Annotated in this window: 11 protein-coding genes and 1 pseudogene; 4 read left to right on the top strand and 8 right to left on the bottom strand. The window is 60.0% G+C overall.

All coding sequences use genetic code 11. The features are described from left to right. Positions 1–76 precede the first annotated feature (76 nt). Positions 77–886, top strand: a complete 810-nt coding sequence (gene tcdA / locus ACR52_RS02060; RefSeq protein ID WP_048719972.1) for a tRNA cyclic N6-threonylcarbamoyladenosine(37) synthase TcdA — start codon at positions 77–79, stop codon at positions 884–886. 79 nt (positions 887–965) lie between these two features. Here the strand turns inward: tcdA and ACR52_RS02055 are convergent, their stop codons facing one another. The 4 genes from ACR52_RS02055 to ACR52_RS02040 form a co-directional block, all read right to left on the bottom strand. After that, positions 966–1,364, bottom strand: coding sequence for a SufE family protein (locus ACR52_RS02055; protein ID WP_048719970.1), 399 nt, complete (start codon positions 1,362–1,364; stop codon positions 966–968). Beyond that, positions 1,361–2,566 (bottom strand): aminotransferase class V-fold PLP-dependent enzyme, encoded by a 1,206-nt coding sequence (locus ACR52_RS02050; RefSeq protein WP_048719968.1) that lies wholly within the window; start codon positions 2,564–2,566, stop codon positions 1,361–1,363. Before ACR52_RS02050 ends, ACR52_RS02055 begins: the two co-directional genes overlap by 4 nt. Before the next feature lie 64 nt (positions 2,567–2,630). Further along, positions 2,631–3,665: a 2,3,4,5-tetrahydropyridine-2,6-dicarboxylate N-succinyltransferase gene (dapD, locus tag ACR52_RS02045; protein WP_048719966.1), complete on the bottom strand. Its 1,035-nt coding sequence runs from the start codon at positions 3,663–3,665 to the stop codon at positions 2,631–2,633. A 32-nt stretch (positions 3,666–3,697) separates the two neighbouring features. Beyond that, positions 3,698–4,006 (bottom strand): arsenate reductase, encoded by a 309-nt coding sequence (locus tag ACR52_RS02040; protein ID WP_236692109.1) that lies wholly within the window; start codon positions 4,004–4,006, stop codon positions 3,698–3,700. A gap of 266 nt (positions 4,007–4,272) precedes the next feature. On the opposite strand from ACR52_RS02040, the gene ACR52_RS02035 reads away from it, so the two are divergent. Continuing rightward, positions 4,273–5,907, top strand: coding sequence for a Na+/H+ antiporter (locus ACR52_RS02035; protein ID WP_048719962.1), 1,635 nt, complete (start codon positions 4,273–4,275; stop codon positions 5,905–5,907). Positions 5,908–6,079: 172 nt separating this feature from the next. On the opposite strand, the pseudogene ACR52_RS31655 reads toward ACR52_RS02035, so the two are convergent. From ACR52_RS31655 to map, 4 genes and pseudogenes are all read right to left on the bottom strand, one after another. Next, positions 6,080–6,427, bottom strand: a pseudogene (locus ACR52_RS31655) (M12 family metallopeptidase); the annotation flags it as partial. A gap of 301 nt (positions 6,428–6,728) precedes the next feature. Further along, positions 6,729–7,928: a succinyldiaminopimelate transaminase gene (dapC, locus tag ACR52_RS02025; protein WP_048719959.1), complete on the bottom strand. Its 1,200-nt coding sequence runs from the start codon at positions 7,926–7,928 to the stop codon at positions 6,729–6,731. Positions 7,929–8,060: 132 nt separating this feature from the next. Then, the gene (locus ACR52_RS02020) at positions 8,061–10,763 is read right to left on the bottom strand and encodes a [protein-PII] uridylyltransferase (protein WP_048719958.1); all 2,703 of its coding nucleotides are present in this window, start codon (positions 10,761–10,763) and stop codon (positions 8,061–8,063) included. 64 nt (positions 10,764–10,827) lie between these two features. Continuing rightward, entirely contained in the window at positions 10,828–11,622 is a 795-nt protein-coding gene (gene map / locus ACR52_RS02015; RefSeq protein ID WP_048719955.1) for a type I methionyl aminopeptidase, read from the bottom strand. 387 nt (positions 11,623–12,009) lie between these two features. On the opposite strand from map, the gene rpsB reads away from it, so the two are divergent. Both rpsB and tsf read left to right on the top strand, forming a co-directional pair. Then, complete coding sequence (rpsB, locus tag ACR52_RS02010) at positions 12,010–12,747, top strand: 30S ribosomal protein S2 (RefSeq protein WP_048719953.1); 738 nt, start codon at positions 12,010–12,012, stop codon at positions 12,745–12,747. Positions 12,748–12,937: 190 nt separating this feature from the next. Beyond that, positions 12,938–13,801, top strand: coding sequence for a translation elongation factor Ts (tsf, locus tag ACR52_RS02005; protein ID WP_048719951.1), 864 nt, complete (start codon positions 12,938–12,940; stop codon positions 13,799–13,801). The last annotated feature ends 205 nt before the right edge of the window (positions 13,802–14,006 follow it).

Below are 14,006 nucleotides of genomic sequence, written 5' to 3'. Positions count from 1 at the left end.
TCTTAACTTGTAACTTGTAGCTTAAAACTTGTCGCTGCGTAGCTCATAATGCGCGCCGGTTTTTGGGGTAATGGTCATGAGCACAGAAGATCCGCGGTTTGCAGGCGTCGCCCGTTTGTATGGCATTGAAGGCCTGGAACGCTTGAAAGCGGCCCATGTGGCGATCGTCGGCGTAGGAGGTGTGGGCTCCTGGGCGGCGGAAGCCATCGCCCGCTGCGGTGTGGGCGAAATCTCGCTGTTTGACCTGGACGATGTCTGCGTCAGCAACAGCAACCGCCAGTTGCACGCGCTGGACAGCACCGTGGGCAAGCCCAAGGTCGAGGTGATGGCAGAGCGCCTGCGCGGCATCAACCCGGATTGCACCGTGCATGCGGTGGCCGACTTCGTCACCCGCGACACCATGGCCGAGTACATTACCCCCAACATCGATTGCGTGATCGACTGCATCGATGCGGTCAACGCCAAGGCCGCGCTGATCGCCTGGTGCAAGCGCCGCAAGATCCAGATCATCACCACCGGCGGGGCGGGCGGGCAGATTGACCCGACGCTGATTCAGGTCTGCGACTTGAACCGCACCTTCAACGACCCGCTGGCCTCAAAAGTGCGCTCCACCCTGCGCCGCGACTACGGTTTTTCGCGCACGGTGACCCGCCATTACAGCGTGCCCTGCGTGTTTTCCACCGAACAACTGCGCTATCCCAAGCCGGACGGCAGTATCTGTTTGCAGAAGAGTTTTGTCGGTGATGGCGTGAAGCTGGACTGCGCCGGCGGGTTTGGCGCAGTGATGATGGTCACCGCGACCTTCGGCATGGTGGCGGCGACCAAGGCGGTGGACAAGATTGTGGCTGGGGTGCGGCGGCCGTCGGAGCGGGTCAAACCTTCCTGAACATTTAGGAGTCGGCTTGCCGGCGATGAGGGGTTGAAACTCACCGCAGGGCTTCAGGTAGCTATCGCCGGCAAGCCGGCTACAGGGATCGCATGCGCTGCAGTACTGCGTTAAGGCCATTGCTGCGCGACGGCGACAACTGGCGAGAAAGCCCCAGTTGATTGAACCAGTCAGGCAAGTCAACGGCCTGCAACTCAGCAGCCGACAACCCATTGACCCGCGCCAGCAGCAGCGCCACCAACCCGCGAATCATCCGTGCATCGCTGCTCGCGGCAAACTGCCAATGGCCTTCTTGCAAACGCCCCACCAACCACACCAGGCTCTCGCAGCCCTGCACCAGGTTGGCGTCGATCTTATCTTCATCGGCCAGGGCGGGCATGCGCTCGCCCCATTGCATCAGCATCCGCGCGCGTTGTTCCCAGCTGCCGACGGCCTGGAACGCTTCCAGCGCAGCCGCTGCATCTGCCGGCAAACTCATCGCAACATATCCAGCGCTTGATCCAGCGCTTCAAAGAAGCGCTCCAGATCGTCGGAGTCGTTGTACAGCGCCAGGGACACACGGATCGCCCCCGACAATTGCATCGACTTGAGCAACGGCATTGCACAGTGATGGCCGGCACGCACGGCAATCCCTTGCTCGGTCAGCAGGTGCGCAAGGTCGGCGTTATGCACGCCTTCCACCACAAAACTGACCAGCGCCACCTGCGGCGAGCCCAGCACGCGTAAGCCATTGCGCGCTTTCAGCCCGCGCAGCAGGTAGTCATGCAGGGCGGCTTCATGGGCGATCACCGCCAGATGATCCAGCGAACTCAAGTAGTCCAGGCTGGCGCCCAGGCCTATCACGCTGGCAATCGGCGGTGTTCCCGCCTCAAAACCCAATGGCGCAGGGCGGAAGCTGGCGCTGTGGTAGTCCGCCTGTTGCACCATCTCGCCGCCGAACTGCCAGTGGCGCAGGTGATGCAGGGCTTTGTTGTCGCCATACAGCACGCCTACGCCGTCCGGGCCGTACAGCTTGTGGCTGGAAAATACATAGAAGTCGCAGCCCAGGGCCTGTACATCATGGCGGCCGTGCACGATGCCTTGGGCGCCATCGATCACGCTCAGGGCTCCGTGTGCCTTGGCCATTGCCAGCAAGGCTTCCAGCGGTTGCCAGGAGCCGAGTACGTTGGACAACTGGCTCACCGCCAGCAGGCGCGTGCGCGGGCTGATCAGTTCGGCAGCGGCTTGAAGGTCAATCACGCCGTCATCGCCCAGCGGCAACACCACCAGCGTGAGCGCGCGACGTTTGGCCAGTTGCTGCCAGGGCAGCAGGTTGGCGTGGTGTTCCAGGGCGCTGATGACAATTTCATCGCCCGCATTGAATAAGTGCTCAAGGCCATAGGCCAGGAGGTTCAGCGCAGACGTAGCGCCGTGGGTGAAGATGATTTGCCCGCTGTCTCCTGCGTTCAACCACTGCGCGACCTTGCTGCGACTGTCCTCGAAGGCCTGGGTCGCATGGGCGCCGGGCAAATGCTGGGCACGGTGCACATTGGCTGCACCATTGGCGTAGTAATGGCTGATCGCATCCAACAGGGCTTGAGGTTTTTGCGTGGTGGCGGCGTTGTCCAGGTAGGTCTGGTCTTGCCGTTGCAGGGCGGCGATGGCCGGAAAGTCGGCGCGCCAGGGAGAGGGCACAAGCATGGTGATCAAGACTCGTATAAGCGAGCCCCAGGGTCGGGGCTCGCTAGTGGCATCGAGTGGCTGCTTAGTTGTGAGCGTGCAGCGCTTCGTTCAGTTCGATGGCCGATTTGTGGGTTTTGCACTCCACGGCACCGGTCTCGGAGTTACGGCGGAACAGCAGATCCGGTTGGCCGGCCAGCTCGCGGGCCTTGACCACTTTGACCAGTTGGTTCTGCTCATCGAGCAGCGCAACCTTGGTCCCGGCGGTCACGTACAGACCCGATTCCACGGTGTTGCGGTCGCCCAACGGGATACCGATACCGGCGTTGGCGCCGATCAGGCAGCCTTCGCCAACCTTGATCACGATGTTACCGCCGCCCGACAGCGTGCCCATGGTTGAGCAACCGCCGCCCAGGTCCGAACCCTTGCCAACGAACACGCCAGCCGACACACGGCCTTCGATCATGCCCGGGCCTTCGGTGCCGGCGTTGAAGTTGACGAAACCTTCGTGCATCACGGTGGTGCCTTCGCCCACGTAGGCGCCCAGGCGGATACGCGCGGCATCAGCGATACGTACGCCACTCGGCACGACGTAGTCGGTCATTTTCGGGAACTTGTCCACCGAGAACACTTCCAGTAGCTCGCCACGCAGGCGCGCTTCCAGTTGACGTTCGGCCAGTTCGGCGATGTCGATCGCGCCCTGGCTGGTCCAGGCTACGTTCGGCAGCTGTGGGAACACACCGGCCAGGCTCAGGCCGTGTGGCTTGACCAAGCGATGGGACAGCAGGTGCAGCTTGAGGTAGGCCTCAGGCGTGGAGGTCAGTGCGGCGTCTTCGGCCAGCAGGGTGGCGACCAGCGGAGTGTGGCTCTCAGCCAGGCGGCTCAGCAGCGCAGCCTGGGTAGCGTCGACGCCTTTGAGCGCATCAGCCAGTTGCAGCGCTTGGGCGACGGTGAAAGTGATTGCCTGGTTGCCTTCGGTGTAACCGAGGATCGGTGCGATGGCTTTGATGATTTCAGCTGACGGGTTGAGCAAGGGTTGTGCGTAAAACACTTCCAGCCAAGCACCTTGGCGGTTCTGAGTGCCGACGCCGAAGCCCAGGCTGAACAGGGAATTGGACATGCTGTTACCTCTACAAAAATGGAAGGGCTGGCCTACTTGAGGGCCGCCGAATAAGTATCTGGCTTGAAGCCAATCAGGGTTCTGTCACCGAGATCAAGCACCGGGCGCTTGATCATCGAAGGTTGCGCGAGCATCAATTCAATGGCTTTCGACTGATCGAGATCGGCTTTGCGTTCGTCTTCGAGTTTGCGAAAGGTGGTGCCCGCACGGTTCAAAACCACCTGCCAACCGTGCTCGTTGCACCATTGGGTCAAGTGTTCGCGGTCGATACCGGCCGTTTTGTAGTCGTGGAACTCATAGCTCACAGCGTGCTCATCGAGCCAGGTGCGGGCTTTTTTCATGGTGTCGCACGCTTTGATGCCGAAAAGGTGCAACGTTTTGCTTGAAACGGTCAAGGAATTGCCCCCTTTTGGACGAATGAAAACGAAAGGTCACGGATTATGCCACGACCAGCGGGTTTGGGTGCCGCTCGTCACTGTTGCGCTTTGCAACGTGCGACTTTTGTGCAAAGGCCAGCGCGCAGCATAGGCGGCTAATATGGCACTTCAACGGCGAGTTGTTGCCTGAAGTGTGTCGCTGCAAGTCGATTGTCCGGGAAACCCGCGTTATGCAAACCGCCTACACCGTTCTTATCCTGCTGATGCTGGTCAGTGTTTCGCGTCTGGTCGGGCGTGTTATCCCCTTGCCGTTACCCTTGGTGCAGATTGCTGCCGGCGCATTGCTGGCGTGGCCGACGCTGGGGCTGCACGTGGCGCTGGACCCGGAGCTGTTTCTGTTTCTGTTCCTGCCGCCGCTGCTGTTCTCTGATGGCTGGCGTATGCCCAAACGTGAGTTGTGGCGCCTGCGTGGGCCGATCCTCACGCTGGCCGTAGGGCTTGTTTTGTTCACCGTAGTCGGAGCCGGTTATTTCATTCATTGGCTATTACCTACGATTCCCTTACCCGTTGCCTTCGCCCTGGCGGCGGTACTGTCGCCGACGGATGCCGTGGCGGTGTCGGCCATTTCCCAGAACCGTTTACCCAAACCGCTGATGCACATGCTGCAGGGCGAGGCGTTGATGAATGATGCTTCGGGCCTGGTGACCTTCAAGTTCGCCCTGGTGGCGGCGTTGACCGGAGTGTTTTCCCTGGCCGATGCGAGCCTGACTTTTGTCCTGGTGGCAGTGGGTGGCCTGGCGGTCGGGGTTGCGTTGAGCTGGCTGGTCGGGCGCTTGCGTGCCTGGATGATTGCGCGGGGCTGGGATGATCCCGCCACCCACGTGGTGTTCATGTTGTTGCTGCCGTTTGCAGCGTACGTACTGGCGGAGCGCCTGGGCGCATCGGGCATTCTGTCGGCGGTGGCGGCGGGCATGATGCAAAGTTGGCTCGACCTGTTGCCGCGCCAGACCAGCACGCGTTTGCTCAATCGCAGTGTCTGGTCGTTGCTGGAATTTGCCTTCAATGGCTTGATCTTCCTGCTGCTGGGTCTGCAACTGCCGGACATCATCAAGGCCGTGGTCAGTCATGAAACCACGCTATGGCCGACCCTCTTGTACCGCTGCCTGGACGTGATAGCGATCTTCCTGGTGTTGGTGGTGTTGCGCTTTATCTGGGTGCAAAGCATCTGGCGCCTGTCAGGTTTGTTGCGCCGACTTCGTGGGAAAAGTGAGCTGACATTGGTACCTACTGCTAGGTCCTGTTGGCTGCTGACCGTCGGCGGCGTGCGCGGTGCGGTGACCCTGGCGGGCGTGATGTCGGTGCCTTTGCTGCTGGCACCGGGCCGAAATTTCCCGGAGCGCGACCTGCTGATTTTCATTGCGGCCGGTGTGATCCTGCTCTCGCTGGTCTGCGCCTGCATCGCCTTGCCACTACTGTTACGCGGCATTGAAAAGAGCCCGGATGAAAAACGCGACAACGAAGTGCGCGAGGCCTGGAAAAAGACTGCCGAGGCGGCGATCCATGCCTTGGAGATAGAAGAATCGGCGCCCCAGGACGCCGCTCAAGCCGCACTGGCCACCGAACTCAAGGCACGGATCATGTCGGAATACCGCCATCAGCTTGAGGTATTCAATGATTCGGCCGAAGCACAAGCCCTGGCCTTACAGATGGATCAGCTGGAGCGCCGTTTGCGGCTCAAAGCCCTGAGAGCCCAGCGCCTTGAGTTGTACAGTCTGAGTCGGCAGCACGCAGTCGGCGATGATGTTCTGCGGGAGGTGTTGGCTGATCTGGACCTGAGCGAAGCAAACCTTGGGAAGGAGAAGTAGGTGCGGGCGGCGTCGGCATGGGGTAAGCCTGTTTCATCTGGGCGATGTCGCCGTCGCTGATTTCCCAGCTTTCCGACTGACCCCAAGCGTTGGATGTCCATTGAGGCCTGAGCTCGTAATGCATCACCGAGTTCTCGTCGTAGGGTTGATAACGGTGCTGATCGTTGCGGGGCGAGGGCAGGATATTCTCGTCGACGGTTTCCTTGGTCCATCCAAAGCGCTGTAAGGCGTCCGTATAAGTGCTCTGCCTGTCCCAGGGAATGTTTGAATCGGGGTGCTGATGGGCATGCCGCGCGCCCAAGGCGTGCCCGAACTCATGCAGCACTACGTAGCGAAAGCTGGGGTAGCTGGTATCGCCGGGCAGCATCATTGTGGGCTGGTGCAGCGGGACGTCTTTGGCTGCCGTTCCTATCGCAGAACTGAACATATGATTGATATGGTTGAGAGCGATTCGGATGTCGCCGTCCTCACCGGAAACGAATTCGAACTTGAGATTGACGTGAGGCTGCCATTCGTTGATCGCGATCCTTGATCGCCTGTGCCGTTTCTACGTCAGCGTCATAGAGCGCTATTTTGATCGTCGAGCTATTGGGCCAGAGCTGGGCAGCGTCGAGCACGTTACGCTTGGTTCGCACCGCGCTGACAGGTTGCGTGTCAGAGCCCCAGAGGTTGCCCGCGTAGGTAGAGGTGCTGATTAGGGGCGTAAGATTGAGTGCGTTGATCATAAGACGTTTTGCCGAAAGACCGAGGGAGTCTTTGGGTGGTGGCCATGACGCCCGGAGTTCCCGGTCCGGGCGTGTTTCAGTCAGCCATTGGGCCTATCAACGGTTTCGGGTGAGGTACGCGCGAATCCGCTCCGCCGCTTCCACACATTCTGCCAGCGGCGCAACCAGTGCCATGCGCACACGCCCGGCGCCGGGGTTGACGCCATCGACTTCCCGCGACAGGTACGAACCCGGTACCACGGTCACGTGTTCTTCCACGAATAAATCCCGGCAGAACGCCGCATCGTCGCCATTCACATTCGGCCACAGATAAAACCCGCCGTCCGGAGCCTGCACATCCAGCACCGGTTTGAGGATTGCCAGCACGGCGTCGAATTTTTCCCGGTAGAGGTCACGGTTGGCCAGGACGTGGGCTTCATCCTGCCAGGCGGCGATACTGGCCAGTTGGGTTTGCACGGGCATTGCGCAACCGTGGTAGGTGCGGTACAGCAGGAAGGCCTTGAGGATATCGGCGTCGCCGGCAACAAAACCGGAGCGCAGGCCTGGCAGGTTGGAGCGCTTGGACAAGCTATGGAACACCACGCAACGCTTGAAGTCCTGGCGGCCCAGTTCAACGCAGGCACTCAACAGGCCCGGCGGCGGGGTTTGTTCGTCGAAGTACAGTTCGCTGTAGCACTCGTCGGCAGCGATGACGAAGTCATATTCGTCGGCCAGGGCGATGAGTTTTTTCAGGGTGTCCACCGGGATCAGTGCGCCGGTGGGGTTGCCTGGGGAGCACAGGAACAGGATCTGGCAGCGTTTCCAGATATCCGGCGATACCGCGTCGAAGTCCGGGTTGAAACCATTGGTGTCCAGGCACGGCAGGTAATGCGGCTTGGCCCCGGCCAGGAACGCGGCGCCTTCGTAGATCTGATAGAACGGGTTCGGGCTCACCACCAGTGCGTCGTCGCCGCGATTGACCACGGTCTGGGTGAAGGCGAACAGCGCCTCGCGAGTACCGTTGACCGGCAGGATGTTGCGCGCCGGGTCCAGCCAACCGGCGGGGACGTTGAAGCGGCGCTCGCACCAGGCACCGATGGCTTCACGCAGGGCTGGAATGCCCAGGGTGGTCGGGTACACCGCCATCTGGTCGAGGTTATTGCTCAACGCCTCGGCGACGAACGTCGGGGATTTGTGCTTGGGCTCGCCGATGGACAGCGCGATCGGACGTTTGTCCGGGTTCGGCGTGACGCTGCCGAGCAAGGCGCGCAATTTCTCGAACGGGTAGGGCTGCAGCTGATTCAGGGCGTTGTTCATCGGTGGATCTCATTCGGTGTGTGGGCCGTAGGAGCTGGGTTGCGTGCGATGCGGGTGCCGCGATGTATCTGGGGCACCGAGGTGCTGCTATCGCCGGCAAGCCGGCTCCTACAGGGGGCCGGTGCTGTTGATTCAAATGGTCAGGCGCGTCAGTTCGACGCCGGGTTCCTGGGTCACGCTTAGTTGCTGGACGATCGCGTCCTGCAAACGGCGGCACAACTCGGGGTCGGACAGCGGCTGGTTGTCGGCATCGGTGATGAAGAATACGTCTTCCACCCGCTCGCCCAGGGTCGCAATCTTGGCGTTCTGCAACGACAGGTCGAACTCCAGGAAGATCCCGCCGATGCGTGCCAGCAGGCCGGGACGGTCCGGGGCGCTGAGTTCCAGCACGGTCACCGGGCGCTGCGCGTCATTGGAGATGGTCACCTGCGGCGCGAAGGCAAAGTGCTTGAGCTGACGTGGTACACGGCGCTGGATGATGGTCGGGTAGTCATCCGGGTTGCGCAGGGCTTCGGTCAGGCCTTCGCGGATCTTTTTCACCCGTACGGGGTTGTCGCCGATCGAGTCGCCCTCGGTGTCGAGCACGATATAGGTGTCGAGGGTGAACTGGCTGCTGGAGGTGATGACGCGGGCGTCGTGGATGTTCAGGTTGAGCTGGTCCATGGCCGCCACGGTCACGGCAAAGAAGTCGTGCTGGTCGGGCGCGTAGATGAAAATCTGCGTGCCGCCTTCGAATTCGCGCTGGGTGGTTTCCTTGATCAGCACCAGCGGGCCGCCATCGGCCGGCTGCTGCAGGATCGCGTCACTGTGCCAGGCCACGTCGCCGGCGGTATGGCGCAGGAAGTAATCGTCGCCCAGTTGCGACCAGAGTTGCTCGACGTCGTCCGGGTCGTTGCCGCCGCGCACCAGGATATCCAGGGCCGCGCTCTGGGTGCGGCGGATCTGCTCTTCGCGGTCCACCGGGTTTTCCAGGCCCCGGCGCAAGGCGCGCTTGGTCTCGGTGTACAGCTGGCGCAACAGGCTGGCGCGCCAGGAGTTCCACAGGGTCGGGTTGGTGGCGTTGATGTCGGAGACGGTCAGCACGTACAGGTAGTCGAGGCGAGTTTCATCGCCCACAATCCCGGCGAAATCGTGGATCACCTGCGGGTCGGACAAGTCCTTGCGCTGGGCGGTGGTCGACATCACCAGGTGGTTTTGCACCAGCCAGACAATCAGGCGGCTGTCCCACAGCGGCAATTGATGGCGCTGGCAGAACGCCTCGGCGTCGACTGCGCCGATTTCCGAGTGGTCGCCATGCCGGCCCTTGCCGATGTCGTGGTACAGGCCGGCCAGGTAGATCAGTTCCGGCTTGGGCAGCTTGGCCATGAGCTTGCTGGCCAGCGGGAATTTCTCTGACACCTGGGTGTACTGCAGCTTGCGCAGGTGTTTGATCAGGTTGAGGGTGTGGGCGTCCACGGTATAAATGTGGAACAGGTCGTGCTGCATCTGCCCGACGATGAAGCCGAACTCTGGCAGGTAGCGCCCAAGGATGCCGTAGCGGTTCATGCGCCGCAGGTTGCGGTGGATGCCGATCTTGCACTTGAACAGCTCGATAAACAGGCTGGTATTGCGGATGTCGTTGCGAAAGTCATCGTCGATCAGGTGACGGTTTTCTCGCAGCAGGCGGATGGTATCGGCGCGCACGCCTTTGATTTCCGGCTGCTGGGCCATCAGTACGAAGATTTCCAGCATCGCGAACGGGGTGCGGCGGAACACGTTGTCGTTGCGTGCTTCGATATAGCCGTCATGCAGTTGGAAGCGCGCATTGATCGGCTGCGGCGGCGCTTCGTCTTCGGGGGCCAGGATCACCTCTTCGAAGTGCTGGATGATCAGGTCGCTGAGTTGGGCAATGCTCATGACCACTCGGTAGTACTGCTGCATGAAGCTTTCGATGCTGGTTTTCGCATCTTCGCCTTCGAAGCCCAGCAGGGTGGCGATGGAGCGCTGATGGTCGAACAGCAGGCGGTCTTCCGAGCGCCCGGCGAGCATGTGCAGGGCGTAGCGCACCTTCCAAATGAATTCCTGGGACGAGGCCAGTAGGGCGTTTTCGCTCTCCACCAGGAAACCTTCACCCGCCAGGGCGCGCAGGTTCAGGGTGCCGTACTGGCGCCGCGCTACCCAGAGGATGGTCTGGATATCACGCAGCCCGCCCGGCGAACCTTTGACGTTAGGCTCCAGGTTGTATTCGGTGTCGTTGTACTTGTGGTGACGGGCTTTCTGCTCGGCGCGCTTGGCCAGGAAGAAATCCTTGCTCGGCCACATATTTGCGGTGCTGGTGACTTCGAGCATGCGCTGGCGCAGGCGCTCGGGGCCGGCAATGGTGCGGCTTTCCATCAGGTTGGTGATGACGGTCAGGTCGGCGCGGGCTTCCTGGGCACATTCGTCCACCGAGCGCACGCTCTGGCCGACCTCCAGGCCGATGTCCCACAGCAGCGTCAGAAAACGCTCGATGGAATCGCGAAATATCTCATGATCGGCGCTGTCCAGCAGGATCAGCAGGTCGATGTCGGAGTAGGGGTGCAGTTCGCCGCGACCGTAGCCGCCGACCGCCACCAGGGCGATATCGGCGTCTTCGCTCCAACTGAACTGTTCCCAGGCTTTTTGCAGGATGTTGTCGACGAACCAGGCGCGGTCCTCGATCAGCCGGCGGATGTCCCGGCCACTGCGAAAGCGCTCATCGAGCACCTCGCGCGCCTGGCGGATAGCCTTCTTGAAGGCGGCGATGGGGCTCGCCTTCAGTGCCAGTTCGGCCTGGAACTGACCACGGTCGAAGAGTTCGGGATCCACCTGGGGCATCGATCGGCTTTCCTTTCTATCTATCAGTCAGTCACAACACAGTTTGGGAAAACCTGAGCAGCCGTTACGCCGAAGCTGCACCCGAAATGCGTGGGATTGTATCGTCTGCGCGCAAGGTGAAGATCTCGTAGCCGGTGTCGGTGACCAGCAGGGTGTGTTCCCATTGGGCCGAGAGCTTGCGGTCCTTGGTGATGGCGGTCCAGCCGTCGCCCAGCACCTTGGTGTCGGCCTTGCCCTGGTTGATCATCGGCTCGATGGTGAAGGTCATGCCTGCTTTCAGTTCCATGCCGGTGCCGGCGCGGCCGTAGTGCAGGATCTGCGGCTCTTCGTGGAACACCTTGCCGATGCCGTGGCCGCAGAATTCGCGTACTACCGAGAAGCCGTTCTTTTCGGCGTGCTTCTGGATCACTTCACCGATATCGCCCAGGCGGCAGCCGGGTTTGACGATCTCGATCGCTTTGTACATGCATTCCTGGGTGATCTGCGACAGGCGCTCGGCCCAGACCGGCACGGTGCCGACGTGGAACATGCGGCTGGTGTCGCCGTGGTAGCCGTCCTTGATCACAGTGACGTCGATGTTCAGGGTGTCACCGTCTTTCAGGGGCTTGTCGCCCGGAATCCCGTGGCAGACCACGTGGTTGATCGAGGTGCAGATCGACTTGGGAAAGCCCTTGTAGTTCAGCGGGGCAGGGATGGCTTTTTGCACGTCGACTATATAGTCGTGGCAGATGCGGTCGAGCGCTTCGGTGGTAACGCCGGGCTTGACGTGTTCGGCAATCATTTCCAGCACGTCGGCAGCCAGTTTGCCGGCAACGCGCATGCCTGCGATGTCTTCGGCGGTCTTCAAAGTAACGGTCATACAGGCTCTCTCTCGCGCGACGCGCTGAAATCAATACGGTTTACGGGCGTGCGGCAAAAAGTTGCAGAGTTCGCACAATCCCTGAAAAACGCGATTCTACCAGACGCGGGCGGCAAACCATGAGCGTCTGGCGATCGGTTATCTCTATAAGGTGGGGTTATATTCGCTCTATTCAAAGGGTTGCGCAAAAGGCGTCGTCGGCAAAGGTGATTTCGGGTTTCGTTTTTGCCCTTGCTGTGGTATAAAATGCGCCGCTTTCCGGGGATACCCCGCAAAGCTTAAATCCACACACGTGTCGACACGATGACCTGGGTGCCGGAGGCCTTGAAGCCGCTGGTTGGTCATTGGGATACGTGGAGGCCAAACCCGACTTATTAAGGAACTATCATGTCCCAAGTCAACATGCGCGATATGCTGAAGGCCGGTGTGCACTTCGGTCACCAGACCCGTTACTGGAACCCGAAAATGGGCAAATACATTTTCGGCGCGCGTAACAAGATCCACATTATCAACCTTGAAAAAACCCTGCCAATGTTCAACGAAGCTCTGACTTTCGTAGAGCGTCTGGCACAGGGCAAAAACAAGATCCTGTTCGTCGGCACCAAGCGTTCCGCTGGCAAGATCGTTGCTGAAGAAGCAGCACGTTGCGGTTCGCCGTACGTCGATCACCGCTGGTTGGGCGGCATGCTGACCAACTTCAAAACCATCCGTGCTTCCATCAAGCGTCTGCGTGACCTTGAAGTGCAAGCCGAAGACGGTACTTTCGCCAAGCTGACCAAGAAAGAGGCGCTGATGCGCACTCGCGACCTGGAAAAGCTCGATCGTTCCCTGGGTGGTATCAAGGACATGGGCGGTCTGCCTGACGCACTGTTCGTTATCGACGTTGATCACGAGCGCATCGCGATCACCGAAGCCAACAAGCTGGGCATCCCTGTTATCGGCGTAGTCGATACCAACAGCAGCCCGGATGGCGTTGACTACATCATCCCAGGCAACGATGACGCAATCCGCGCTATCCAGCTGTACATGGGTTCGATGGCTGACGCTGTAATCCGTGGTCGCAACCACGTTGCTGGTGGTACCGAGCAGTTCGTTGAAGAAGCTCCGGTAGCTGCCGCTGAGTAATTGACGCCCTGGCGTTGACTCAGTAAGCAAAAAGGGGGCTTGGCCCCCTTTTTGCCACCTCGAAAACCATTTGTCGGCAGCGCAGCTACATCATCTGTAACGTGCAGCGGCCTACAAGAGGATTCGGGAAGAATTGATCGCCCGTTTGATCGGGTGGAATGGTTGAAAACCTATCCAAGAGGATTTTGAAATGGCAGAGATTACTGCAGCGTTGGTTAAAGAACTGCGTGAGCGTACCGGCGAAGGCATGATGGATTGCAAAAAGGCCTTGACCAAGGCCGGCGGCGACATCGAAAAAGCCATTGATGACATGCGTGCATCCGGCGCCATCAAGGCTGCCAAGAAAGCAGGCAACGTAGCTGCTGAAGGCGCTATCGCTCTGAAAGAAGACGGTAAAACCGCCGTTCTGCTGGAAGTGAACTCGCAGACCGACTTCCTGGCTCTGCAGGACGACTTCAAGGCATTTGTTGCTGCAAGCGTTGAAAAAGCGTTCGCCGACAAACTGACTGACGCCGCTCCGCTGATCGAAGCTCAAGAAGCTGATCGCCTGGTACTGGTCGGCAAGGTTGGCGAAAACGTCAACATTCGTCGTCTGGTACGTGTTGAAGGTGACGTTGTTGGTGGTTACCTGCACGGCAACAAGATCGGTGTAGCAGTCGCTCTGAAAGGCGGCACCGTTGAACTGGCCAAAGACATCGCTATGCACGTAGCTGCCAGCAACCCTGAGTTCCTGCTGCCATCGGAAGTTTCCGCTGAAGCCATCGAACGCGAAAAAGCCGTGTTCCTGAGCCTCAACGCTGACAAGATCGCCGGCAAGCCGGAAAACATCGTTGAGAACATGATCAAAGGCCGTATCAGCAAGTTCCTGGCTGAAGCGAGCCTGGTTGAGCAGGCGTTCGTCAAGAACCCTGAAATCAAGGTTGGCGAACTGGCCAAGAAAGCCGGTGCTGAAATCGTTTCCTTCACCTACTTCAAAGTAGGTGACGGCATCGAGAAGCCGGTCGACAACTTCGCTGAAGAAGTTGCTGCCCAGCTGGCTGCCGCCAAGCAATAAGACAGTTTTCAACTGTCGCCCGAAAGAGGCTGCCCGCTCACGCGCGCAGCCTCTTTTCAAATGGGAAGCCGATTTTATTTGGCTTACCCTCGGAACTGGCTTACAAAGCCGTGTTCCGATGGCGCTGTGACAGCGTCCGGCTAGAGTGAACGCAAGCCGTAAACGGCTCGCCAAGATTTTTTAAAAATACGCCGCAGGAGAGATT

It is taken from the genome of Pseudomonas fildesensis (genome assembly GCF_001050345.1).
Classification (GTDB): Bacteria; Pseudomonadota; Gammaproteobacteria; order Pseudomonadales; family Pseudomonadaceae; genus Aquipseudomonas; species Aquipseudomonas fildesensis.
The sequence above is the reverse complement of the archived record's forward strand: the minus strand, read 5'-3'. Positions and strand labels throughout refer to the sequence as shown.